The organism is Kribbella sp. NPDC005582, from assembly GCF_040605415.1.
In the GTDB taxonomy this organism is placed as follows: domain Bacteria; phylum Actinomycetota; class Actinomycetes; order Propionibacteriales; family Kribbellaceae; genus Kribbella.
Map to the genome: position 1 here is coordinate 1,266,889 of NZ_JBEXCU010000001.1, position 24,659 is coordinate 1,291,547.

General features: G+C 68.5%; 22 protein-coding genes. 9 read left to right on the forward strand and 13 right to left on the reverse strand.

Going from position 1 to position 24,659, the window contains the following annotated elements; translation table 11 throughout:
• Positions 1 to 122 precede the first annotated feature (122 nt).
• The gene (locus ABZS29_RS06395) at positions 123 to 1,142 is read left to right on the forward strand and encodes a M48 family metallopeptidase (RefSeq protein ID WP_355459089.1); all 1,020 of its coding nucleotides are present in this window, start codon (positions 123 to 125) and stop codon (positions 1,140 to 1,142) included.
• Positions 1,143 to 1,183: 41 nt separating this feature from the next.
• On the forward strand, positions 1,184 to 1,666 hold the full coding sequence (locus tag ABZS29_RS06400) for a GNAT family N-acetyltransferase (RefSeq protein ID WP_355459090.1): 483 nt from the start codon (positions 1,184 to 1,186) through the stop codon (positions 1,664 to 1,666).
• Positions 1,667 to 1,727: 61 nt separating this feature from the next.
• Here ABZS29_RS06400 and ABZS29_RS06405 read toward each other — a convergent pair whose 3' ends face one another.
• From ABZS29_RS06405 to hemL, 9 genes are all read right to left on the reverse strand, one after another.
• Positions 1,728 to 3,293, reverse strand: coding sequence for an MFS transporter (locus tag ABZS29_RS06405; protein WP_355459092.1), 1,566 nt, complete (start codon positions 3,291 to 3,293; stop codon positions 1,728 to 1,730).
• A 56-nt stretch (positions 3,294 to 3,349) separates the two neighbouring features.
• Positions 3,350 to 3,952 carry a TetR/AcrR family transcriptional regulator gene (locus ABZS29_RS06410; RefSeq protein ID WP_355459094.1) on the reverse strand — a complete coding sequence of 201 codons (603 nt, stop codon included), beginning with the start codon at positions 3,950 to 3,952 and terminating at the stop codon, positions 3,350 to 3,352.
• Between the two features lie 168 nt (positions 3,953 to 4,120).
• The gene (locus ABZS29_RS06415; RefSeq protein WP_355459096.1) at positions 4,121 to 4,375 is read right to left on the reverse strand and encodes a DUF4229 domain-containing protein; all 255 of its coding nucleotides are present in this window, start codon (positions 4,373 to 4,375) and stop codon (positions 4,121 to 4,123) included.
• 1 nt (position 4,376) lies between these two features.
• Positions 4,377 to 5,339 carry a c-type cytochrome biogenesis protein CcsB gene (gene ccsB, locus ABZS29_RS06420; protein ID WP_355459098.1) on the reverse strand — a complete coding sequence of 321 codons (963 nt, stop codon included), beginning with the start codon at positions 5,337 to 5,339 and terminating at the stop codon, positions 4,377 to 4,379.
• On the reverse strand, positions 5,336 to 6,910 hold the full coding sequence (locus tag ABZS29_RS06425; RefSeq protein ID WP_355459100.1) for a cytochrome c biogenesis protein ResB: 1,575 nt from the start codon (positions 6,908 to 6,910) through the stop codon (positions 5,336 to 5,338). Before ABZS29_RS06425 ends, ccsB begins: the two co-directional genes overlap by 4 nt.
• 1 nt (position 6,911) lies before the next feature.
• Positions 6,912 to 7,655 (reverse strand): cytochrome c biogenesis protein CcdA, encoded by a 744-nt coding sequence (locus ABZS29_RS06430; RefSeq protein WP_355459102.1) that lies wholly within the window; start codon positions 7,653 to 7,655, stop codon positions 6,912 to 6,914.
• A gap of 4 nt (positions 7,656 to 7,659) precedes the next feature.
• Complete coding sequence (locus ABZS29_RS06435; protein ID WP_355459103.1) at positions 7,660 to 8,226, reverse strand: TlpA disulfide reductase family protein; 567 nt, start codon at positions 8,224 to 8,226, stop codon at positions 7,660 to 7,662.
• Entirely contained in the window at positions 8,226 to 8,849 is a 624-nt protein-coding gene (locus tag ABZS29_RS06440; protein WP_355460835.1) for a histidine phosphatase family protein, read from the reverse strand. Before ABZS29_RS06440 ends, ABZS29_RS06435 begins: the two co-directional genes overlap by 1 nt.
• Before the next feature lie 37 nt (positions 8,850 to 8,886).
• Entirely contained in the window at positions 8,887 to 10,206 is a 1,320-nt protein-coding gene (gene hemL / locus ABZS29_RS06445; RefSeq protein WP_355459105.1) for a glutamate-1-semialdehyde 2,1-aminomutase, read from the reverse strand.
• A gap of 246 nt (positions 10,207 to 10,452) precedes the next feature.
• Here hemL and ABZS29_RS06450 point away from each other — a divergent pair, with 246 nt between their 5' ends.
• A complete protein-coding gene (locus ABZS29_RS06450; protein ID WP_355459107.1) occupies positions 10,453 to 11,820 on the forward strand; it encodes a lytic transglycosylase domain-containing protein in 1,368 nt (455 codons plus the stop codon).
• A 123-nt stretch (positions 11,821 to 11,943) separates the two neighbouring features.
• On the opposite strand, the gene ABZS29_RS06455 is transcribed toward ABZS29_RS06450, so the two are convergent.
• The gene (locus ABZS29_RS06455) at positions 11,944 to 12,507 is read right to left on the reverse strand and encodes a Type 1 glutamine amidotransferase-like domain-containing protein (RefSeq protein WP_355459109.1); all 564 of its coding nucleotides are present in this window, start codon (positions 12,505 to 12,507) and stop codon (positions 11,944 to 11,946) included.
• Between the two features lie 152 nt (positions 12,508 to 12,659).
• Here ABZS29_RS06455 and ABZS29_RS06460 point away from each other — a divergent pair, with 152 nt between their 5' ends.
• Entirely contained in the window at positions 12,660 to 13,163 is a 504-nt protein-coding gene (locus tag ABZS29_RS06460; RefSeq protein ID WP_355459111.1) for an NUDIX domain-containing protein, read from the forward strand.
• 135 nt (positions 13,164 to 13,298) lie between these two features.
• On the opposite strand, the gene ABZS29_RS06465 is transcribed toward ABZS29_RS06460, so the two are convergent.
• Positions 13,299 to 14,261, reverse strand: coding sequence for an LLM class F420-dependent oxidoreductase (locus tag ABZS29_RS06465; RefSeq protein WP_355459113.1), 963 nt, complete (start codon positions 14,259 to 14,261; stop codon positions 13,299 to 13,301).
• Between the two features lie 177 nt (positions 14,262 to 14,438).
• On the opposite strand from ABZS29_RS06465, the gene ABZS29_RS06470 reads away from it, so the two are divergent.
• The 4 genes from ABZS29_RS06470 (at position 14,439) to ABZS29_RS06485 (ending at position 21,662) form a co-directional block, all read left to right on the forward strand.
• Complete coding sequence (locus ABZS29_RS06470; protein ID WP_355459114.1) at positions 14,439 to 14,969, forward strand: hypothetical protein; 531 nt, start codon at positions 14,439 to 14,441, stop codon at positions 14,967 to 14,969.
• Between the two features lie 88 nt (positions 14,970 to 15,057).
• Positions 15,058 to 15,315: a hypothetical protein gene (locus ABZS29_RS06475; RefSeq protein WP_355459115.1), complete on the forward strand. Its 258-nt coding sequence runs from the start codon at positions 15,058 to 15,060 to the stop codon at positions 15,313 to 15,315.
• Between the two features lie 89 nt (positions 15,316 to 15,404).
• Entirely contained in the window at positions 15,405 to 18,389 is a 2,985-nt protein-coding gene (locus ABZS29_RS06480) for a BTAD domain-containing putative transcriptional regulator (protein WP_355459117.1), read from the forward strand.
• A 108-nt stretch (positions 18,390 to 18,497) separates the two neighbouring features.
• Positions 18,498 to 21,662 (forward strand): glycoside hydrolase family 3 N-terminal domain-containing protein, encoded by a 3,165-nt coding sequence (locus tag ABZS29_RS06485; protein WP_355459119.1) that lies wholly within the window; start codon positions 18,498 to 18,500, stop codon positions 21,660 to 21,662.
• A gap of 18 nt (positions 21,663 to 21,680) precedes the next feature.
• Here ABZS29_RS06485 and ABZS29_RS06490 read toward each other — a convergent pair whose 3' ends face one another.
• A complete protein-coding gene (locus ABZS29_RS06490; RefSeq protein ID WP_355459121.1) occupies positions 21,681 to 22,610 on the reverse strand; it encodes a DJ-1/PfpI family protein in 930 nt (309 codons plus the stop codon).
• Between the two features lie 4 nt (positions 22,611 to 22,614).
• The gene (locus tag ABZS29_RS06495) at positions 22,615 to 23,214 is read right to left on the reverse strand and encodes an isochorismatase family protein (protein ID WP_355459123.1); all 600 of its coding nucleotides are present in this window, start codon (positions 23,212 to 23,214) and stop codon (positions 22,615 to 22,617) included.
• Positions 23,215 to 23,447: 233 nt separating this feature from the next.
• Here ABZS29_RS06495 and ABZS29_RS06500 point away from each other — a divergent pair, with 233 nt between their 5' ends.
• Entirely contained in the window at positions 23,448 to 24,659 is a 1,212-nt protein-coding gene (locus ABZS29_RS06500) for an aldose epimerase family protein (RefSeq protein WP_355459125.1), read from the forward strand.

Sequence of the window (24,659 nt, forward strand, 5' to 3'; positions counted from 1 at the left end):
TGGAGAGTTGTCTGGCTCCAGCGTGATTGCCGGAAGTGGCAGTGACGAGCATTCCGGCCAAAGTCGGTCAGACCCCTGGATCGAGCTACCTTGGGACGCACACGCCGACCTGTGGGGGAACGATGACCAACAACGACGACCGGCCGACCAGGACCAGGGTCACGCTGACGGACATCAGTTCGCGGGCGTGGGAGCACCCGGCGGACCGGGGCGCGCTGGTGGCGCTGCGGCAGCTCAAGGGCTTCGACTTCGTGCTGCGGAAGATCTCCGGGCTGATCGACGAGCGCGCCGTGCGGCTGCAGTTCCTCGGGTCGGCGATCCGGGTCGACGAGCGCCAGTTCCCGCGGGTGCACCGGCTCTACACCGAGGCGGGCAGCACGCTCGACGTACGGCAGCTGCCGGAGCTCTACATCACCAACAGCCCGATCTGGAACGCTTTCACGATCGGGTTGGACAAGCCGATCATCGTCGTGAACAGCGCGCTGCTGCAGGGGCTCGACGAGGAGGAGCTGCGGTTCATCCTCGGGCACGAGCTCGGTCACGCGCAGAGCGGTCACGCGCTCTACCAGTCGCTGCTGTTCTGGCTGATGCGGCTGACCGGCGCGATGAACTGGATGCCGATCGGCGCACTGGGCATCCGGGCGATCATCGCCGCGCTGCACGAATGGTCGCGCAAGGCCGAGCTGTCCGGCGACCGCGCCGGACTGCTCGCCGTACAGGACCCGGCTGTTGCGCTCCGCGTGCAGATGAAGCTGGCCAGCGGCGGTCAGCTCGCCGAGCTCGACACCACCGCGTTCCTCGCGCAGGGCACGGAGTACGAGAGCTCCGGCGACCTGCGCGACAGCGTGCTGAAGCTGCTGCTGCTCGAGGCGCAGTCGCACCCGCTGGCGGTCATCCGTGCGCACGAGCTGCGGCGCTGGGTCGACGAGGGCGAGTACACGACGATCGTCTCCGGCGACTACCCCAAGCGCCAGGACGACGCCGACGCGTCGATGTCGCAGGAGGCCAAGAACGCGGCCAAGTCGTACAGCGACGCCTTCGCCCGCTCGCAGGACCCGCTCGCCAAAGTGCTCCGCGACCTCGGCGACGGCCTCGGCGGCGTCCGCGACTGGGTCTCCGACAAGCTCCGCCCGCCCCGCTAAATCGGTGTCGCCGGACCCGCCGGGCGGGAGATCCTGAGCTCATGATCGAACTTCAGGAACTGAGCTCCGACGACTGGAAGGTCTGGCGCGACCTGCGGCTCGCGGCGCTGGCGGAGTCGCCGTACGCGTTCGGGTCGACGTCGGCCGACTGGACGGATGCGCCCGAGGAGAAGTGGCGGGGCCGGCTGGACATGCCTGGCGCGCGTAACGTCGTCGCTCTGCTCGACGGTACGCCGGTCGGCATGTGCAGCGGGATCCCGGGCGAAGCCGAGGGTGAGGTCGAGCTGATCTCGATGTGGGTCGCGCCGGCCGGCCGCGGGAAGGGTGTCGGGGACCGGTTGATGGCCTGGGTCGAGGAGATCGCCCGCGCGGCCGGTGCGCACACCCTGGCCCTGGCGGTTGCTGAGGGCAACGACAAGGCGATCGGCCTGTACGAACGCAGCGGGTACGTCGTGGTCCGGAACGAGGAGGAGATCCTCGGCGACCGGGTCCTCAAGCATCACGTGATGCACAAAAGCCTGTAGCACAAGAGAAAGGCCCGCTTCCCCCCTCCCGGGAAGCGGGCCTTTCAGCCTTGCGGGGCGATCAGCCCATGTGCACCGGCGCGTTGCTGTCGGTGGCCAGGTCCTTGTGCTTGATCGACAGGCCGATCAAGGTAATGATCGCCGACCCGAGGGCCAGGAACGTCGACCAGAGGAACGCCCGGGTGAAACCGTGCGTGGTGGCGACCGCGGTGAACTGGTTCTTCAGCTGCTCGAGCTGCTCCGGCGACTGCCCGGCCTCGGCGGCCTTCTGCAGGCCCGGGGCCAGCTCGGTGAACTTGTCCTTGATCGCGTTGGCGGAGATCGTGCCGAGCAGCGCCAGGCCGATCGCACCACCGATCTGCTGGACCGTGTTCAGTACGGCGGAGCCGACGCCCGAGTCCTCGTTCGCGACGCCGCTGACCGCGGTCAGCGTGAGCGGCACGAAGATCAGGCCCATCCCGAAGGCGAGCAGCAGGATGAACGGCAGCAGGTGCGTCCCGTACGACGAGTCCACCTGGAGCCGGCTGAACCCGAACATGCCGGCCGCGACGAACACCCCACCGGCGCCCGCGATCCAGCGCGGGTCCATCCGGGAGACCAGGGCCGACGCGGTCTGCGCGGCGGCCACGATGCCGACACTGAACGGCAGGAACGCGAGACCGGTCTGGATCGCGCTGTAGCCCATGATCATCTGCACGAAGATGCCCAGGAAGTAGAACATCGAGAACATCGCCGCACCGACGATCAGCATCACGAAGAAGCTGACGCCACGGGTCCGGTTCGCGAGGATCCGGAACGGCATCAACGCGTGCCGCGAGCGCGCCTCGATGAACAGGAACAGTGCGATCAGTACGACGCCGGCGCCGATGAAGCCCAGCGTCAAGGTGTCGCCCCAGCCCTCGGAGCCCGCGCGGGTCAGACCGTAGACCAGCGAGGTCAGACCGACGGTGCCGGTGATCGCGCCAGGCAGGTCGAACTTGCCCGTCTGCCGCGCCGACTCCCCCAGGTACCGGAACGCCAGTACGGCGACGATCAGGCCGATCGGCGTGTTGATGAAGAAGGTCCAGCGCCACGACAGCTCGGTCAACGCGCCACCGAGGATCAGACCGACGGCCGCACCGGCCCCGGACATCGCGGCGTACACGGCCATGGCGCGGTTGCGCTCCTTGCCGGCCGGGAAGGTGGTGGTGATCAGTGCCAGCGCGTTCGGCGAAGCGGCCGCCGCGGCGACGCCCTGCAGGATCCGGCTGGCGAGCAGCACGCCCTCGCTCTGGGCGATACCGCCGACGAGCGACGCCGCCCCGAACAGGACGACACCGAAGATGAACACCTTGCGGCGGCCGAGGATGTCACCCATCCGGCCGCCGAGCAGCAGCAGACCGCCGAAGGCCAGCGCGTAGGCGTTGACCACCCACGGCAGCGAGGCGTCGGTGAAGCCGAGGGCCGTCTTGATGTGCGGCAGGGCGATGTTGACGACGGTGCCGTCCAGCACCACCATCAGCTGCGCCATGCTGATCAGGGCCAGCGCGATCCCCAGGTTGCGGTGCCCGTGAGTGGGCCCGTCAGTGGGCCTGTCACTGGGCACGGAGTCGACCGGGCGATCACCCTTGACGACGTCTTCGGACATGAGATTTCCCCTTTTGCGCATACGTGTTGCCGATGCGCCGACCAGCCCCTCGCCGGTCAGCTCGCCTGCGACCCCCGGGCCGCCGGCAGGATGATGTTGTCGATCACTCGGAGGATCAGATCCTCGGTCGGTTGCTGGCCGAGGATGTAGGCCTGGTGCACGATCACGGCCGGCAACGTCACCGAGAGCATCTCGATGTCGATGTCGGGCCCGATCTCGCCGCGGGCGACCGCCCGCTGGTACACCCCGACGCTGATGTCCTGCCGCGGCGCCAGGAACCGCTCCTGGAACGCCTTCTGCAGGTCGGTGTCGCGGTGCAGCGCCGTCACCAGGCCGGCGATCACCGACATCGGCAGCTCGTCGGTGAACCCGCCGTCGCCGCACGACATCGCGATCAGGTCACCGCGGAGGCTGCCGGTGTCGACGTCCTCCGGGATCGGGCAGCCCTTCGCCCGGCTGATCGCGTCGACGACCAGGTCGGCCTTGGTCGACCAGCGCCGGTACAGCGTCGCCTTGCTGGCCTTCGCCATCGTGGCGACCGCGTCCATGGTCAGCCGGTCGTACCCGAGCTCGGCCAGTACTGCGACGGTCGCCTCGAGGATCTCCTCCTCGCGGCCCCCTTCGACCCGTGGCCGCTGGCGCGCAGTTTCGATCATCATCACCCTGAGTAAGCGTCTGATTGCAGATAGAACGAAACCGTTTCGTTCTATCCATCACGGTACGCCTCAAGTGAAGAAATGCACAAAGGATTTCCGGAAAAGCCTCCGAGTGGCATGCGTCACTCTCCGTACCACTCGATGCAGTGGTACGGCGTCAGGAGCGGCGAACTACTGCTCGTCGTCCTCGGCGGAGCGGGCCGACTCGATGCGCTGGGACATCTTCCCGGCGCGGTGCTCGATCTTGCCGGCCAGCCGGTCGCGGGCCGCGCGGAGCACGAAGATCGACAGGATCGAGGAGATGATGAGGGCCACCAGCAGCAGTGGGAAGACCCCCAGCTGCTTCTGCAACGGGAAGTACAGGACCGCGAAGCACAGTGCGAACAGACCGGCCCGCAGGCCGGTGTAGATGGCGAATTCCTTCATCTCACAGCCCCGAGTAGGCGTGGAAGCCGGACAGCAGCAGGTTCACGCCGATGAAGTTGAACAGGAAGACGAACCAGCCGGCGATCGCGACCCACGCGGCCCGGCGGCCACGCCAGCCGGCCGTCGCCCGCGCGTGCAGGTACCCGGCGTACACGACCCAGGTCACCAGCGACCAGACCTCCTTGGGATCCCAGCCCCACGCGCGACCCCAGGCGTAGTACGCCCAGATCGGCCCGGCGACGAGGACACCGAAGGTCCAGAGCGGGAAGGCGAAGGCGTGCACCTTGTAGGCCACCGCGTCGATCGCCGCGGACGACGGGACCCGGCGCAGCGCGGCCGGCATCGGCTTGCCATCGGTCGCACGCCGCTCGGCCCGCGACTTGATCAGGTACAGGGCGGATGCCAGCCCACCAACGGTGAATCCACCACCGGCGATCGCGGCCGCGGACACGTGGATGACCAGCCAGTACGAGTGCAGCGACGGCAGCAGGTCACCGGCCGGTACATAGAAAGCCAGTACGGCGAGGCCGAGCGTGCCGGCGATGACGAACGTGACGCCGAGACCCAGCCACTGCAGCCGCTGACGCTTGAGCATCACCAGGTAGACAGCGGCCACCGCCAGCGAAGCGGTGATCGAGAACTCGTACATGTTGCCCCAGGGCACCCGCCCGGCGGCGAGACCGCGGGTGAGCACCCCACCCGCGTGCAGCACGAAGGCCAGCAGGGTCAGCAGGACGCCGATCCGGCTGGCCTGCTCGGCCCGCACCGACGGAGTCTCGGGGACCTCAGGCTCGACCGGAACATCCGGACCGCCCGCACCGACCAGGACCTTCTCCTCGGCCTTGCGGGGCACCCGCAGGCCGGCGGCCCACTCGGCCGTGTGCGCCAGCAGGGCGATCGTGTAGATGACTGTGGCGGTCGGGATCAACAGATTCGACAGCGACGCCAGCGTGGACGAATTCATACCTGCTCCTGCTTCTTGATGGCCTTGCCGATCGCTTCGAGCTCGTCGCCGATGCCACGCTCCGGCCCCCGGTCCAGGCCTGCGACCTCGACCACGGTACGCCCGTCCTCGGTCCGGACCCGAACCCAGGTACGGCGCGGGTGGATGAACAGCGACGCCATCAGCCCGAGGATCATCAGCACCAGCCCGGCCAGCGCGACGTACAGGCCCGGGGTGTGGCTGATCTGCAGCTTCACCCACTGGGTGTAGCCGTCGAACGTGATCGAGCCGGCCTTGTCGGGCAGCGTCAGGCTGTCACCGGGCTTGAGCTGGAACCGCAGCTTGTCGCCGTCCTTCTGGAACTGGGTCAGCTTCGACTTGTCCAGCTGGTAGACCGACTCCGGCTTGCCCGTCTCCTTCTGGGGCCGGCCGTAGTACCCGGTCATCACCAGCATGGGGTTGAGATCAGACGGGAAGACCGAGCGCGGACCGAGGTTGTCGATCAATGCGCTGGGCAGGAAGTATCCCTCGAAGCCGAGCGTGACCGGCCGCGCGTCCGGGGCCTTGATCACGCCGAACGACGAGAAGTTGCCGTCCTGCGGGAGGAACGGTGCCGGTCCGGAGAACGCGACCTGGCCGGAGCCGTCCTTCACCGTCACCTTCGGCGCGTAGCCGTGGCCGAGCAGGTAGACCGTGCTGCCGTCGAGCTTGAGCGGATGGTTGACCTGCAGGTCGTAGGACTTCTGCGGCCCGTCCGGCGTCTCCTCGTAGGTCAGGCCGGCGTTGAACTCGCGCGCGGCGCCACGCTGCGGCCCGTCCTCCTGGAAGGTCGCCTTGAAGCTGTTCACCTTCAGCAGGAACGGCGGCAGATCGTTCTCGGTGTCGAATGCGGCGCCCGACGTGAAGTCGTCGTACTGGGCCAGCGAGTTGGCAAAGCCGTTGCCCACGACAACCAATACGGTGCCGCGGTAGCCGAACAGCGATCCCCAGGCGACGCCGATCAGCGCGACGATCAGTGAGAAGTGGAAGACCAGGTTGCCGGCTTCGCGCAGGTAACCGCGCTCGGCGCCGATCGCGCCGTCGTACGACTCGACCCGGAAGCGGCGCCGGCGCAGCTCGCTGCGCGCAGCCTCCAGTACGACGTCGGCGTCGTCATCGACGGTGAACGACTCGTAACCCTGCAGGCGGTTGAGGTTGCGCGGCGGCTTCGGCGGGCGGGACCGGACGGCCTTCAGGTACACGCCGAGGCGCGGCACCACACAGCCGATCAGCGAGATGAACAGCAGCAGGTAGATCGCCGAGAACCAGGCCGACTTGTAGACGTCGAAGAGCCCGAGCTTGTCGTAGAACGGGCCGAGCTTCGGGTGCAGCTCGAGGAAGTCCGCGACCTTGATCGGGTCGACCCCGGTCTGTGGGATCAGCGATCCCGGGACGGCGCCGAGCGCGAGCAGGAACAGCAGCACCAGCGCGGTCTTCATCGACGTGAGCTGCCGCCAGGTCCAGCGCAGCCAGCCCTTCAGCCCCAGCGCCGGCAGCTCCGGCTGCCCGTCCGGGCTGGAGCCGGCCGCGATCCGATCCTGTACTTCGGTCATCTCACACCGCCGACCCGAAGTTGGCCACCCATTGCCGCAGGTCCGCGGTCATCACATCCCAAACTCCTGTCAGCAGCAGCAGACCGACGGTGATCATCAGTACGCCGCCGATCCGGATCACCAGCACCTGGTGCTTGCGCACCCACGCGACCGCGGCCAGCATCCGCCGGAAGGCCAGCGCGGCCACGATGAACGGAATCCCCAGCCCGAGGCTGAACACCAAAGCCAGCAAGGCGCCGCGACCGCTACTGCCTTCGGTCGTCGCCAGCGTCATCACCGTGCCGAGCGTCGGGCCGATGCAAGGCGTCCAGCCGAAGCCGAACAGCACACCGAGCAGCGGCGCGGCCGCGATCCCGACCGCCGGGACCCGGTGCACCCGCAGATCCTTTTGCAGGAAGCCGAATCCGCCGAGGAAGGCGAGGCCGAGCACGATGGTCAGGCCGCCGAGGACCTTGGTGATCACGCCCTGGTGCTCGAGCAGCAGGTCACCGGCCTTGCCGAACACCACACCGGTCAGGATGAACACGGCCGAGAAGCCGGCCACGAACAACGCCGTACCGGCGAGCATCCGGCCGCGCTGCTTCGAGCCCAGCTCGGCCGCGGACAATCCGGTCACGTAGGACAGATAGCCGGGGAGCAGTGGCACGACGCACGGCGAGAAGAACGAGATCGCTCCGGCCAGCACCGCGATCGGCAGTGCCACCAGCATCGACCCCGTCATGGCGTCGGCGAACCACTGACCCATCAGCTCAACCAGCGTCCTTGACCATGCCGAGCAACGTGTCCTTGGTGATCCGCGCGATCGCGCGGGCGGCGACCTTGCCGTCCTTGTCGATCACGAGCGTGGTCGGGATCGCGTTCGGCGAGATCTGGCCGCGGAACCGCAGCAGCGCCGCGCCGGACGGGTCGTACACACTCGGGTACGGGATCTTGAACTCCTGCTGGAATCGCTTCGCCGGGGCCGGGTCGAGGTCGCGGGTGTTCAGTCCGACGAACTGCACCGACGGGCCGAGCTCTTCCGCGGCCTTCGCGAAGTCCGGCGCCTCCTGGCGGCACGGCGGGCACCACGAGCCCCAGACGTTCAGGACGACCACCTTGCCGAGCTGGTCGGACAGCGTCCACTTCTTGCCGTCGAGCGTGTCACCGCTCAGCGCCGGGGCCGGCTTGCGGTCGGCCTTGGCGAAGACCGACACGTTGCTGCTGCCGCTGACGAAGCCGGACTGACCCTGCCTGTCCTGCGCGGAGTCCTGCCCGGTCGTGCACCCCGCGACCAGCAGCACTCCGGCGATCAAGAGCGTCGTACGGCGGAACTTCATCACGCACCGCCGACGAACTTCTTGGGGTTCTTGACCGGCAACAGGTCCTTGGCCGGTTCGGAGTAGCCGACCGAGACGATCGACTCACCGTGGAAGGTGAACGAGGTCAGGCTGGCCAGGCTGCACTGCCGCTTGCGCGGGTCGTGCCACAGCCGGCGGCCCTCGATCGCGGACCGGACGATCCAGATCGGCAGCTGGTGCGAAACGATCAGCGCCTCGTGCCCGGCGGCCTTCTGCCGGGCGGTCTCGATCGCGTCCCGCATCCGCCGGACGATCTGCTGGTACGGCTCACCCCAGGACGGCTTCACCGGGTTGCGCAGCAGCCACCAGGCGCTCGGGTTCTTCAGGGCGCCGTCGCCGACCCCGAACTTCTTGCCCTCGAACAGGTTGGCCGCCTCGATCACCCGCTCGTCGAGATCCGGGGTGATCCCGAACACCTTCGCGATCGGCTCCATCGTCTCCTGGGCCCGCTCCAGCGGCGAGCTGACCAGGTGCACGACATCGCGGTTCTTCACGTGCTCGGCGACCCGGTCGGCCATCGCACGGCCGAGGTCGGACAGGTGGAAGTCGGGGATCCGGCCGTAGAGCACGCCGGTCGGGTTGTGCACCTCGCCGTGACGCATCAGGTGCACGACCGTCGTTTCGGTCACTGCTTGCCTCTCAGTTCTGTACGGCGGCCGCTGCGGCGGCTGCGGGTGCAAGAGCGGACTCGATCTCGGCGAGCCCGTCGTCGTCGATCGCGCTGCTGACGAACCAGGCCTCGAACGCGCTCGGCGGCAGGTACACCCCGCCGTCCAGCATGGCATGGAAGAACGCAGCGAACCTCGGCAGCACCTGCTCACCGGCATCGACGAAGTTCGTGATGACGCGCTTCTCCTCAGACTCCACGAAGAAGACGCTGAAGAGGTTCCCGGCGGCCTGGATGACGTGCGGCACACCTTCCTTGTCCAGCGCGGCGCTCACCAGGCTCTGGATGGTCAGTGCGGTCCGGTCGAGCTTCGCGTAGACCTCGTCGGTTGCCAGTCGCAACGTGGTGAGTCCGGCGGTGGTCGCGATCGGGTTCCCGGACAGGGTGCCGGCCTGGTAGACCGAGCCCTCCGGGGCCAGGTGCGCCATCACGTCGGCGCGACCGCCGAACGCCGCGGCCGGGAAGCCGCCGCCCATCACCTTGCCGAACGTCATCAGATCGGGGCGGACACCGTCGACGCCGTAGTAGCCCGACTTCGTGATCCGGAAGCCGGTCATCACCTCGTCGGAGATGAACAGCGCGCCGTTGTCGGTGCAGGTCTTCGCGAGGAACGCGTTGAAGTTGTCCTGCGGCGGGACCACGCCCATGTTGCCCGGCGAGGCCTCGGTGATCACGGCCGCGATCTGGTCGCCGTACTCGGCGAAGGCGGCGGTGACGGCGGCCTGGTCGTTGTACGGCAGCACGATCGTGTCCGCGGTGGTCGCTTCGGTGACTCCCGGCGTACCGGGGATACCGAGCGTGATCACGCCGGAGCCGGCCTGGGCCAGCAGCGCGTCGACGTGACCGTGGTAGCAGCCGGCGAACTTCACGATCTTCGCCCGGCCGGTGAACCCGCGGGCCAGCCGGAGCGCCGACATCGTCGCCTCGGTCCCGGACGAGACCAGCCGCACCTTGTCGACCGGCGTACGGGCGACGATCTCCTCGCCGAGCAGCACCTCCGGCTCGGTCGGCGTCCCGTACGACGTACCGCGGGCGACCGCGGCCTGGACGGCGGCCGTCACCTCGGGGTGCGCGTGGCCGAGCAGCATCGGGCCCCAGGAGCAGACGAGGTCGAGGTACCGGTTGCCGTCGACGTCAGTGATGTGACTTCCGTCACCCTGAGTCATGAAGCGCGGCACGCCGCCGACGGCGCGGAACGCGCGGACGGGAGAGTTGACTCCGCCGGGAGTGACGGCCGAGGCCCTGTCGAAGAGTGCGGCGGACTGTTCTGTGTGGTCGGGCACGGCCGCCATTCTCCCCGACAGACCAGTGCGTCCGGTGGGCGGGCGGCAGGATTGCCGCTCCCAGGGGGTTCACAGGCGCGTTGTTACGCGCCAGTATGGGTACCCGGTGACTGCACGTACATGGTCGGGGTCCGGCGCGTAACCCACGCAGCGGGGCGGACGTTGTACCTATCGCGACGGTTGACCGGGCAACGACGAAGGACCTGTTCGCAGCGTGGGGCTGAACAGGTCGATGAGTCACGGAGGGGATCATCGATGGCGAAGGGCAAACGCCGCGCCACAGCAAACGGGTGGCGCTCGGTCGCGCCGCTCATCCCGCTGGCGTTGTTCGCGAGTGCGTTCACCGTCAGCGCGACCGACGATCCGGCGGTCGCCACGGCGTCGCTGGAACAAGGCCTGTCGGGTAAGGACTCGGTCGTCGTACCGAACACCCCGATCGCCGAGCCGGCCAACGTGCCGGTGCCGGGCGTCGTGGGCCACGGCGTCGAACCGGGCGAGCCGGCCAACCAGGTGGTGTCCGGCCTGTCCCGCAACGGCATCCCGAAGGCGGCACTCAAGGCGTACTCGCGGACCCAGCAGCTGCTCGGGCAGGCCGATCCGACCTGCCATCTGCCGTGGACGCTGGTCGCCGCGATCGGCCGGGTCGAGTCGAACCACGGCCGCTTCGGCGGCAGCATGCTGAACAGCAAGGGCGTCGCCGTACCAGGGATCTTCGGACCTCGGCTGGACGGCACCCGGACCGCCAAGATCAACGACACCGACGCGGGCGCCTTCGACGGCGACACCGCCTTCGACCGTGCCGTCGGCCCGATGCAGTTCATCCCCGGCACCTGGCGCTCGATGGGTGTCGACGGTGACGGCGACGGCGTCCGGAATCCGCAGGACATCGACGACGCGGCGATGTCGACCGGCGTCTATCTGTGCTCCGGCAGCACCGACATGGCGCGCGCCGACGACCTCACGAAGGCGCTGCTGCGCTACAACCACTCCACCGACTACGCCAACCTGGTGATGAACATCGCCAAGGCGTACGCCACCGGTAGCTGGATCGCAGTCGGCAACGGCACCGGCGACCAGGGCATCGAGCGCGCCGGCGACCAGATCGGCGACCCCGACGTCGACGCCCCCGCCGACAACAACCTCCCGCAGGCCAACGACCAGCAGACCTACCCGGTCGTCACCCCGACCACCGGCACGGTCGAGCAACCCGGCAAGCCCGGGACCAACCCGACCAAGAAGCCGCCGGCCACCACCAAGCCGACCAGCAAGCCGACGACCACCAAGCCCCCCACGACGAAGCCGACCCAACCCGGCACACCGTCCCCCAAGCCCCCGACGACGTCGCCGAAGCCCCCGCCCCCCGGCGTGGCCACCCTGCAGACCACCGTCGGCCTGATCGTCGGAACCGTCGGCTCCACCGTCACCGAGTTGTCCAAGGCAACGACGTACTGCCAGTCCGAGATGAAGAAGGTGACCATCACCAAACCGACGCAGGACCAACTGCAGAAGTGCGTCACGGCCTACCAGACCGGCGGCGCCAAAGCCGTCGACCAGGTCATCCGCAACCTGCTGTCCCTGCTAGGCCTCCTGGGCGTCCTAGGCACCGGAATCCTCGGCAGCTGACCCCCACCCCCGACGGCGCGCCTGCCCCCACCCCTCCCTAGGCGCGCCTGGCGACGCCACGGAGCTACTCCCCCCCAGCTCCGTGGCGTCGCCCTTTTGTTGTGTGGGTGCGGCGGTTGCCCGTCAGGCTTGGAGGGTTTCTCCGTCGCGGAGGCGGCGGTGCTCCAGGTCATGGGCGGCGAGGTGGTTGGCGGCATGCTCGGCGCGGTCGGCTTCGGGGTGGTCGGATCGCCAGTGCGGAACGATGCGGTAAGGCACCAGGCGGAGGCAATCCGGGGCGACGGTTGGTGAGTAGCCCTCCGGCAGCACCGTCGGGTCGTCCATGAGGTCGATGCCTTGCAGGTCGGGGCCGGCGACACAGGCACCGGCCGAGTAGCCGCCGTACGTGAACTCGGGCCGATGCGATTGCTTGTCGATGGCGTCGCGCAGGCGAGCCTGGGTCATGGCGCGGGCCAGGACGAAGGCGTTGCCGCCTAAAGCCCAGACGAGGTCGAGGCTGTTCAGGCGTTCGGGGAGTTCGTTGGACGCGGCGAAGTAGTCGCGAAGATCGAGCTCCTCGCAGGAGTAGCCGAAGCTGTGCAGCGTACGGCGCTCGCGGTCATAGTCGCGCGCACGTGAGTCGCCGTACTCGTCGAGTGCGTTCAGCACGATGCCCGCCTTGGCGGTGACCAACTCGGTAGGCAGCACAGGCGGTCGACTGTCAGGTGAGAGAAACCATGAACTCAGCAAGAGCTTCATCAGCAGCAGCCTAGTAACCAGGAGGCGTTCACCCGAACGACAGGAGGTAGTCGTCTGCGCATATCCCCAGCCCCACGGGCGGCGGCCTTAAGGTCTTCCGCATGCCGCTCACCGAGATGTGTTTGTGCTACCTCGTCGTCCGCGGGCCGGACGGGACGATCTCCGACGTACTGCTCGGGCGAAAGAAGACCGGCTTCGGGACCGGCTACATCGTCGGCCTGGGCGGTCGCCTCGAGCCCGGAGAGACTGCACGGGCCGCCACTGTCCGCGAAGTGATGGAGGAGTCCTCCGTGGCGGTCGCCGAGTCGGACCTGAGCGAGCACGCCACCGTGGTCTTCCGGTTCCCGGCCCGCCCGGACTGGGACTGCCGCCTGACCGTCTTCGTCAGCGACCGCTGGCAAAGAGAACCCCAGGAGTCAGACGAAATCGCACCCCAGTGGTACTCGGCTGACGCGCTCCCCCTCGACCTGATGTGGGACGACGCGCGCTACTGGTTCCACCGGGTCCTGAACGGCGAACAGTTCGACGGTGACATCGTCTTCAACGACGACTGCCGCACCGTCCGCCAAGCCACCCTGACCCCACGCCACCCGACCAAGGGGTGACCCGGCACCGGTTCGGTGTCGGGAAGGACACGTAGTGGTGCTTCAGCAGACGGATTCGCAGCCGGCCTGAGGCGCGGGATCGCCGTTCAGCCCGACTACTACGTGTCCTTCCCGACGCATGGCATGCCGCGGAGATCAGGCGAAGCGCTTGGCTACCTGCTCTACGCGGTCTACCAGCGACAGGTCGTAGGCGAGGCCGGGGACGTAGAAGATGATGTAGTCGGCGCCGGCTTCGAGGGCGGCTTCGACGCGGTTGGCGATCTCGTCTTCAGTTTCGATCTTGTTGTCGTTCGAGAAGCGTTCCCAGTCGAGGGGGCCGCGGGCCTTGTCGGTGGCGAGTTTGGGGTCGTCGCCCTTGTCGATGGGGAAGACGTTGATACCGGTGGACTTGACGATCGAGTCGTAGTCGCGGCCGAGTTTGTCGCAGTGCTCCTTCAGTACGGCGACCTTTTCGCGGATCACGTCGGGGTTGCCGCCACCGATGTTGGCGGCGTCGCCGTACTGGGCGACGAGTTTGAGGGTGACCTGGGGGCCGCCGCCGCCGATCCAGAGCTTGGGCTTGTTGTTGCCGGCGCCCTTGGGGAGGTTGATCGGGCCGTCGATCGAGTGGTACTTGCCCTGGTAGACGGGGCGGTCCTCGGTCCACATCTTGTGGATGATCTCGGTGGCTTCGCGGAAGGCGGCCATCCGCGGCTTCACGTCGGTCCACTCGTAGCCGTAGGCCTTCCACTCGTGCTCGTACCAGCCGGCGCCGATGCCGGCGTACAGGCGGCCGTGGCTGGCGACGTCGACGGTGGACGCGATCTTCGCGTACAGCGCGGGGTTCCGGTAGCCGTTGCAGCCGACCATCTGGCCGATGTTGACGCGCTGGGTGTCGCGGGCCAGGGCGGCCGTCGCGGTCCAGCACTCGAAGGTCGTGTTGTCACTCGGCTCCGGCACCGTGTGGAAGTGGTCGAACAGCCAGATCGAGTCCCAGGACTGCTCGTCGGCCCGCTTCGCCACCGCCGTCATTGCTTCCCACTGCTCGACGGGATCGGCGATCTGCGCCAGATCCATTTTCCAGCCCTGCGGCACGAACAAACCAAAACGTGTAGTCATGGTTTTATCCTTTCCGTCCGGCCGGGCGCGGGTCCATCACTCTGAGCGCTGAAATTGTTCTCAATCGGAGCACCAGAACTTCTGAATCTTTCGCGGCGTCGTAACGGCAGCACCCCGAACGAGGAGGAACTGCCATCAGCAAGTTCGACGAGCTCTTCCAGCTGGCCGCTGTCGGTGATGCTGCCGGCTGACGATCCGCAACTGGATGCGTTGACCGCGGACGCGGCGGGGATCGCCGGGGCATGGCATTGGCAGACGGGACAGCTCGGGTCGGCGCACTTCACGGTACGAGCGCTGGAGGGGTATCGGAGCGAGGTGCCGGTCGGGGATCCGGCGTGTGCGCGATATCTCCAGGCGATGGCCAGTACGGCGGGTGGTCCGTTCCGGATGCGGGTGACGGGGCTGACGCTGACGCCGGGGTCGGTGATGGCATGTGCTGAGCCGGTGGACTCGGCGGCTGACGCGTTCATGGACGAGCTCACGGTGCAGCTCGGCGAGGATGCGTGGTTCGAGCAGGGGCGACGGGACATCTGGTACGTGAACCTGCTGCACTTCACCGGCGATATCCCCGAGCCGGCGAAGCTGATCGACTGGGTGGCGGAACGGCGGACGATGGAGCCAGTCGAGATGGTGGTCGCCGCAGCTGAGCTGGTGCGGTTCCGGCTGGTCGGGGGCGAGCGGCCGCACATGCGGCCGGTGGCGTTGTGAGCGAACGGTTAGCCGATGGTGAGCGTGCTCGGCGAGCCTGTTCCCGTTCTGGCCCGCCACGCCCGGCGGACCTGAGGAAGGAGCCACGATGTCCACGTTCCGTAAGTCTGCTGCGCTCACTGGTGCACTCGCCGCCGGTGTCCTGGCGGTGTCCGTCGCCACCACCGGCATCGCGTCAGCCGCCACGGTGAGTGGCGGTTGGTACAGCACCAGCGGCGCCTGCTACCAGTCCGGCAAGAACATCACCGGCAACCCGTCCAGCCCGTACGAAGGCTGGTCCTACACCTGCACCTACAACCGTGACCACGAAGGCAGCTCGGACTGGCACCTGGTCCTCAGGGGCTGAGCAGCACTCGCCGGCTACCCGCGCTCCTGACCCCACGGGGTGTCAGGGGCGCGGGTATACGTGCGCCCGATCTTGTCCGAGAATGTGGCGTGTACTTTCGCGTTCTCGGACCGGTCGAGGTCGTCGACGAGCCCGTCGCTCTCGGCAACCGGGAGCGGCTCGTACTGTCGATGCTGCTCGTCAACGCCGACCGCGTCACGCCGTCCGACCGGCTGATCGACACCCTGTGGTCGCGACCCCCGCGGTCCGCCCGGCAGCAACTGCACAACCTCATCGCCCGGCTGCGCAGCAAGCTGGACGCGCCCGGAGCCCTGATCGTGACCCGTCCGCTGGGTTACCAGCTCGCTCTCGCCGACCACGAACTCGACCTGCACTCCTTCCGGCTAAACGTCCTCCGCGGGCGGGAGCATCTGCAGTCCGACCGGTACGACGACGCCCGGGCCGAGCTGGGAACCGCGTTGTCGCTGTGGCGCGGGGACGCCCTCGCCGACCTGTCCGGTGACTGGGCCGCGGCGACTCGCGAGTCGCTCCACCGCGAGCGGGTCGCGGCCGGGGAAGCACTCGCCCAGGCGCAGCTCGCGACGCACGACCACGCCGGCGTTCTCGAGTCGGTGGACATCCTGCTGGCCACCGATCCACTCCACGAAGGCCTGCACGACCTTCGGTTACGTGCTCTGGCCCGGAGCGGCCGGCGGACCGAGGCTCTCGGCGCCTACCAGGAGCTGCGCCGCCGGCTGGTCGACGAGTTCGGCGTCGAGCCCGGCCCGGATCTCCAGGAGACTCACTGCAGCCTTCTGCGGGACGTCGACCCGCCGTTGGCCTCTCCTCGTCACGTGCCCCGGCAGCTGCCCCGCCCGATCGCGCTGGCCGGACGGGACGAGATCCTCGGCGAGCTGACCGAGGTCCTGCGGACGCCTGAACCGCGGCCGGGCACGGCGCTTCTCGTCGGAGCCGGCGGCATCGGCAAGACATCGCTCGCGGTCGTTCTCGCCGACCGCATCCAGGACGGGTACCCCGACGGCACCCTGTACGCCGAGCTGGACGGCACCTCGCATGTTCCACGGGACCCCGACGAGATCATCGACCGGTTCCTCCGCGCGCTCGGCGCCACCACTCCCCCGCCCCACGTCGGCCGCGAGGAACGGGTGGCGCTCTATCGCAGTGCGATCGCGAACCGCCGCGTGCTGGTCGTCCTGGACGACGCCCTCGATGAACGACAGGTCCGCGACCTGCTCCCGCCGTCGCCGCGCTCGGCCGCGATCGTCACCTCACGTCACCGGCTCGCCGGCCTCGACGACGTACTTCGCCGCAATGTGCCGGCCCTGTCGACCGAGGTCGCCGTCGAGCTGCTGCGGGCAGGCCGTGACGTCACCGAGCCGGCACCTGAACTGGCGCGGTCTGCCGTGCAGCTGTGCGGGCACCTCCCGCTCGCGCTGATGGTCGTTGCGGCCCGGCTGGCTTCCGGTGTCGTCGATCTGTCCGAGGTGGTCGAGCATCTCAGCGAGGAACACATCCGTTTGGACGAGCTCGCGATCGGAGACGTCGACGTTCGGGCCAGCATCGCGCTGTCGTATGACGGGCACCTGTCCGCACCCGCGCAGCAACTACTCAGGCGGGTCGCCGCCGTTGCGGTGACGACTTGGCCGGCGTGGTTCGCCGGCGTACTGCTGGACGACGACGTACTGCTCGGCTCACGGGCGCTGGACGAGCTGGTCGACGTCCATCTCGTCGAGCCGTGCGGTCGTGATGCCGCGGGACAGCTCCGGTTCACCCTGCATCCCTTGGTGGCCGCCTTTGCCGGCGAGCGCGCTGCCCGCGAGGAGGACGCGAGCGCTGTCGCGGGTTGTCGCCGTACGGCCGCCTTGGCTTGGCTGGGGCTGGCTTCGCAGGCCGACGACGGCTTCGGTCACGGACTGCGCCCAGTGGTCGGTCCGGACGGCACCACGATCCCGGCAGGTCTTCCGCCGCACCGGGTCTCCGTCGCGGCGGAGCAACCTGCAGCCTGGTTCGACGCGGAGATCGGCAGTATCCGCGACCTCGTCCACGCGCTGAGCCGCGCCGGTGAGCTCGATCTGGCGGCTGCCCTCGTACTGCGTTCGGACGGCTACCTGGTGGTCCGCGGCGAGACGCACGTCCGTGCGGAGCTGCTGCGGCGGGTCGTCGACTGTTCGGACCTGGTACTGCGCTGGGGCGTCCTGCGATCGTTGTTCCACACCGCCGCCGAGGCCGAGCGGTTCTCCGAGCTGGCTGAATTGGCGGAGTCGCAGCTCGTCGTCGCCCGCAAGCTCGATGCCGGGGCAATGGAGCAGAACGCCCTGGTGCAGCTCGGCTGTGCACTGCGCGAGCTCGGTCGCTTCGAGGAGGCGACGGCACGATTCGAAGAAGCCTCGTCCGGTGCGATGGCACGCGACGACACCATGATGGTGGGCCTGGCGCACGGACACCTCGGCGTCCTGCTGGCCCGCACCGGACACCCGGCCCGTGGCGCCGCGCTGGTCGCTGAGAACCTGGAGGTTGAGCGGGCACGCGGGCCGTCTCGGCGGCTGAGCATTTGGCTCACCACGTACGCCGATTGCCTCGCACTGACCGGCGATGTCGCGGCAGCCGAGCGGGCGTTGAACGAGGCCGAACAGCTCGCCAGGAGTTTGGACGATCGCAACGTGCTGCTCGGCGTCGCCCAGAGCCGAGCGGCGATCGCGCTGCGCGCCGATGACATCGACCGCGCCGAACAGATCCTCGACGACAGCTCGTCGTCGAGCGGCCCGAGCGCACCGGACTCGGAGCCGACCGATCTGAAGTGGCGACTGCGCGCCGACATCCTGCTCGCCCGTGGGCGAGCGGCTGAGGCGGCCCCGTTGCTCGAGCGCGCCCTGCTCCGGCATCGGCACGAGGGCGTACAGCTCGAGGTCGCCCAGGAGCTGGCCCGGCTCGCTGCGCTTCACGCGGCCCTGGGCGAGCAGGACCGAGCCATGCAGGAGCAGTCGGAACTTGCCGGCCTGCTGCGAGATCTCGGGATCGGTGTCGAGGATCTACAGCTTCCCCCGGTCGTTGGCCGGCACGGAGATGTTCCATGAGAGCGCTCTAGTTCCGGAACCGCCGTCCCCTTGCTTTAGCCGCCGGGAGCGCCCAGAGTCGGGCGCGACGCGGGCGCGCGCCCGCGCTTGAGCTCAGGAGAGTCGCCCATGCCCAGGTGGCCAGTTGCCAATAGATCCAGACGGCGGACGGCGGTGGTCGCAGCGGTCGCGCTGCTGGCCGGCACGCTCGTGGCCGGGCCGGCCGTCGCCGTCGACCCGTCCCCGCTGACGCTCGCCGCCTTCGAGGGGGCCGAGCCGTTCGCCTCACCGCCGAACCCCGGCATCTTCGGCTGGGGCAGTGACGCCGACGACCCACCGACGATGGAGCTCCAGGCTCGCGCCGACGCCCCGGCAGGCGGCTCAGTCCTGCACGGTACGTACAACATCAGCGGGTGGGGCGGTTTCAGCCACGACATCACCTACGACCAGAACCCCGGGAACTGGTCGGCCTTCAAAGGCATCCGGTTCTGGTGGTACGGCCAGAACCCCGCGCAGACCGAGCCCGGCACCGGGAAGCGGATCTTCTTCGAGATCAAGGACGGCGGTGCGAACGCCGAGGCGTCGGAGCTGTGGAACACCAGCTTCACCGACGACTGGCAGGGCTGGCACCAGGTCGAGATCCCGTTCAGCGATTTCGTCTACCGCGGTGACTACCAACCGGTTGGTGGCATCGACCAGGTCCTGGGCCTCACGCAGATGTGGGGTTACGCGTTCACCATGCCGGGCGGTGCGCCTGGCGAGTTCCAGATCGACCAGGTCGAGACCTACGGCAAGGCTGACCCGGCCCTCAAGGCCAGCGTGAGCACCGACGCCGAGGTCTACCCGGTCAAGGAGGGCGGCAGCGCCCAGGTGAAGGTCGCGGTCACGACCACCGGCAGCGCGCCGCTCGAGGAGCCGGTCACCGTCGCCTACACCGCCGGCGGCGGGACCGCCAGTGCCGACGACTTCACCCCGGCGACCGGCACACTCACCTTCCCAGCCGGTACGGCGTCAGGCGCGACCCAGACTGTCACGGTCGCGACGCGGAAGGACCGGACCGCCGAGGTCGCCGAGACGATCCCGCTCGAACTGACCGTCACCGGCGCCAAGTCGCCCGCGACCCAGCCGGTCGTGGTGATCGACGCCCACGACCTGCCGTACCTCAACCCGAAGCTGCCGGTGCAGAAGCGGGTCGACGACCTGCTGTCGCGGATGACGCTCGCCGAGAAGGTCGGCCAGATGACCCAGGCCGAGCGGAACGCGCTCAAGTCCCGCAGCGACATCGCGACGTACGCGCTCGGTTCGTTGCTGTCCGGTGGCGGCTCGGTGCCGACGCCGAACACACCGGCCGGCTGGGCCGCGATGATCGACACCTTCCAGCGGACCGCGCAGGCCACTCGCCTGCAGATCCCGCTGATCTACGGGGTCGACGCCGTGCACGGACACAACAACGTGGTCGGTGCGACGATCCTGCCGCACAACATCGGCCTCGGCGCGACTCGCGATCCGGATCTGGCTCGCCGTACCGGTGAGGTGACCGCGACGGAGGTCCGCGCGACCGGCATCCCGTGGGACTTCGCGCCGTGCCTGTGCGTGGTCCGCGACGACCGCTGGGGCCGGGCCTACGAGGGGTACGGCGAGGACCCGGCACTCGTGGACGCGATGGCCACCGTGCTCACCGGCATGCAGGGCAAGGCCGACGGCAGCCAGCTGAAGAACAAGGACCGCGTGCTGGCGACCGCGAAGCACTACGCCGGCGACGGCGGTACGACGTACGGCTCGTCGACGACCGGTAGCTACACGATCGACCAGGGCGTCACCCAGGTCACCCGGGAAGAGCTGGAGCGTCTGCACCTGGCACCGTTCAAGAAGGCGGTCGCGCTCGGCGTCGGCACGGTGATGCCGTCGTTCTCGAGCGTCTCGATCGACGGCGCAGCGCCGGTGAAGATGCACGGCAACGCCGAGCTGATCAACGGCGTCCTGAAGGACCGGATGGGTTTCAACGGCTTCGTGATCAGCGACTGGGCGGCGATCGACCAACTGCCCGGCGACTACGCGAGCGACATCCGGACCTCGATCAACGCCGGTCTCGACATGATCATGGTGCCGTCGCGGTACCAGGACTTCACGCAGGGGCTGACCGCCGAGGTCGGCGCCGGGCGGGTGCCGCTGAGCCGGGTCGACGACGCGGTCCGCCGGATCCTCGGCGAGAAGTTCAAGCTCGGCCTGTTCGAGAAGCCGTACTCCGACCCGGCCCAGCTCAACCAGGTCGGCACCGACGCACACCGGGCGGTCGGTCGCGAGGCCGCGGCCAAGTCCCAGGTGCTGCTGAAGAACGAGGGCAACTTGTTGCCGTTGGCACCGACCGCGAAGGTATACGTGGCCGGCAGCAACGCCAACGACCTCGGCAACCAGATGGGTGGCTGGAGCATCACCTGGCAGGGCAAATCCGGTGCCACCACCACCGGTACGACGATCCTGGACGGCATCAAGCAGGTCGTACCGACGGCCACCTTCAGCGCGGATGCCACGGCACCGCTCGAGGGTCATGACGTCGGTGTCGTCGTGGTCGGCGAACGCCCGTACGCCGAAGGTGTCGGCGACGTCGGCAACGGTCACGACCAGGTGCTGTCGGAGGCCGACAAGGCCGCCGTGGACAAGGTGTGCGGCGCGATGAAGTGTGTCGTGCTGACCGTCTCCGGGCGGCCGCAGGTGGTCGCCGACCAGCTCGGCAAGATCAACGCGCTGGTGGCGTCGTGGCTGCCGGGCACCGAGGGCGCCGGGGTGGCCGACGTACTGTTCGGGAAGAAGCCGTTCAGCGGCCGGCTGCCGGTGAGCTGGCCGCGGACCGAGGCTCAGCAGCCGTTGAATGTCGGCGATGCGTCGTACGACCCGCAGTACCCGTTCGGGTGGGGGCTGACCACGCAGGCGGCGGCTCGGCAGAAGCTGACCGATGCCCGGAACACCTTGCTGCGCAAGCATGATCCGTACGCACTGGCGGCCGGTGTCGCGGCTTCGGTGGCGCTGCAGGTCAAGGACTGGTCGGGGCCGCAGGCAACTATCGCCTTGGCCGCACTGGAGCAGTCCGCCAAGTACCTGGATCGCACCAAGGTGGACAGCTTCGCCGAGGGTGACGCCGTGGTCGGCGCTGCCCGATGGATCGCGCAGAACAAGATCGGTCAGAACCTGACCGAGCCAGTGTCGAAGCTGACCTCGGACGCCGAGCACTCGGCGCTCTCCGGGCAGCTCGCCACCGCCGTCAGCAAGCTCACGGCGGCGTACAAGACGAAGTAGGTCGATGGCAGGGGCGGGTCACACCGCCCCTGCCACCACCGTGCGGGAGCGGAGTCTGCGGAGCATGCGGGCGTCTTCGAAGCCGACCGCGCGGGCGGCGGCCTCGATCGTCGTGCCGTGGCCGATCAGGTGCTCGGCTCGCTCGACGCGAAGCAGTTGCTGGTAGCGCAGCGGGGTGAGGCCCGTTGCCGCGGTGAACATTCGGGTCAGGGTGCGTTCGCTGACACCGACCTGATCGGCGAGATCCGCGAGCAGCAGGCGTTCGGCGTACCGGGCGTCGATCACGTCCTGGACCCGATGGGCGAGATCGCTCAGGTGTCCGCGGTGCCGCAGCATCACGCTCTCCTGCAACTCGTCGCCGTTGCGGCGGGCATAGACCACCATCTCGCGCGCGATCCGGGCGGCAGCCTCAGCGCCGTGTGCGCCCGCGACCAGATGCAGGGCGAGGTCGATCCCACTGGCGATGCCGGCGGAGGTGATGACGCGGTCGTCGACGACGTACAGGACGTCGCGGACGATCGAGGCGCGCGGGTAGCGGGCGGCCATCATGTCGGTCAGGTCGTGGTGGGTTGTGTAGCGACGGCCGTCGAGCAGACCGGCCGCACCGAGCGCGTCAGCACCGGAGCAGACGCTCGCCACCGAGCCTCCGGCCGCATGGTGATCCCGCAGCCGCTGGCTGGTCTCCGGACCGATCGGCGGCACCGGCAGCAACCGCGGTGATCGCCACCCCGGTACGACGACCAGGTCGTCCGGACCGAGCTCCGGCCAGTCCTGCTGGGTCTTCAGCGGCACGCCTTGCGCGGTCATCACCTCGCCGGATTCGGCCACATAGGTCAGCTCGTAGCCGTACCCGAGGGTCGCCGCCGTCGAGAACACCTGCGCGGGCCCGGCGAGGTCCAGCAGATGCAGCTTCGGCACCAAGACGAAGACGACCCGAATGCTCCCCATCCGGTCAGGATGGCACGGGTACGCCGGTGAGTTCGTCCAGCGTCCGGATGGTGGCGAAGCGGCCGGCCAGCGCGTACTCGGTACGTTCGGTGACCGCCTCGGCGGACAGCGTCCGGGGGTCGGCGAGGATCTCCTCGACGGTCGCGTCGGCGGGGAGCGACCAGTGCGGCAGCGGCATGGTCGCAGTGGCCTCGGTGACGAACACGACGTCGTACCCGAGATCCGAGGCGAGGCGGGCGGTGGTCTCGCAGCACTGCTCGGTGCGGATGCCGCTGACCACGACCCCGGTGACGCCGTGCTGAGTGAGGAGCTGCTGCAGATTCGTGGTGGTGAAGGCGTTGTGCGCGGTCTTGCTGAGCACCGGCTCGCCCTCGATCGGTTCCAGGCCCTCGATCAGGCGGACATGGCCGGTGGCCGGGTCGAACGTCGTACCGGTGCCTGGTTCGGTGTGCAGGACCCAGACGACGAGGTCACCGGCGGTCCGGGCGGCGGCGACCAGCCGGCCGACGCGGTCGGCGATGTCGGGGTGGTTGACGATCTGCCAGCTCGGGCGGACCCGGAAGGATTCCTGGACGTCGACGACGAGAAGTGCGGTTCGGCTCATGGCTCCATCGTCACGGATCGTCGCCGCTCTCGGCAGGCCTGATCGCGGCGGGCACCGGACCGATCCGGTCAGCGCTGGGCAGAGGCTTTCACAACGTTGGAGAGGTCGGACGAATTCACACCGTTCCGAACTATTCCAAACACTGCGCCGAGATGCTTACAGTGCGCGAGGCGGCACTGGAAACGCTCCCGCCGCCCGCCCGTCAAGACACAGTCATCAGTGAGGGGAATGCGATGCCCGATCACCTGCCTCGCCGTCAGGTACTCCGGACGGCTGGAGCACTCGGCCTGGGCGCGGCCGCCGCCGGAGCCCTGACCAGCACTGCGGAGGCGTCCAGTACGCCGGATAGGTTGGCCTCCATGGGTGCACATCACGGCAAGCTGGAGATCCGCAAAGACCCGTTCGGCACCACGCCGGACGGCCGGAAGGTGGACGTCTACACCTTCACCAACGGCCGGGTCACCATCTCGATGCTGACCTGGGGCGCCACCATCCAGCGGGTCGAGACGCCGAACCGGCGCGGCCGGGTGGAGAACATCAGCCTCGGCTTCGACAACCTGCCCGACTACGCGGCACTCAGCCCGTACTTCGGCGCCACCATCGGCCGCTACGGCAACCGGATCGCGAAGGGCCAGTTCTCGATCGACGGGACGAAGTACCAGATCCCGGTCAACAACGGCGAGAACGCACTGCACGGCGGCACCATCGGCTTCGACAAGCGGGTCTGGTCGGCGAAGACCGTGCAGACCGCCAAGGCGGTCGGGGTGGCCTTCACCTACATCAGCCCGGACGGCGAGATGGGCTTCCCTGGTGAGCTCACCACGACCGTCACCTACACGCTCGACCGCGAGGACAACCTGCGGATCGACTACCACGCGACCGTCAAGGGCAAGCCGACGATCGTCAACCTGACCAACCACGTCTACTTCAACCTCGCCGGCGAAGGCAGTGGCTCGATCGACGACCACGTCCTGCAGCTGAACGCGCCGAAGTACACGCCGGTCGACGAGGGCCTGATCCCGACCGGCGAGATCGCCCCGGTCGCCGGCACCCCGTTCGACTTCACCAAGCCGACCGCCATCGGCGCCCGCCTCCGCGGCGACCACCCGCAGTTGGTCGTCGGCCGTGGCTACGACCACAACTTCGTCCTCGGCGGCCAGCCGGGCCACGACGGCATGCGCTTCGCGGCCCGTTTCTGGGAGCCCGAGGAAGGCCGCACGGTCACCGTCCACACCACCGAGCCCGGCGCCCAGTTCTACAGCGGCAACTTCCTCGACGGCACCTTCCGCGGGATCGGCCACAAGGCCTACCGCCAGGGCGACGCCTTCGCCTTCGAGACCCAGCACTTCCCCGACTCCCCCAACCACCCCAACTTCCCGTCGACGGTCCTGCGCCCCGGCCAGACCTACAAGTCCACCACCGTCTACACCTTCGGCACCAAGTAA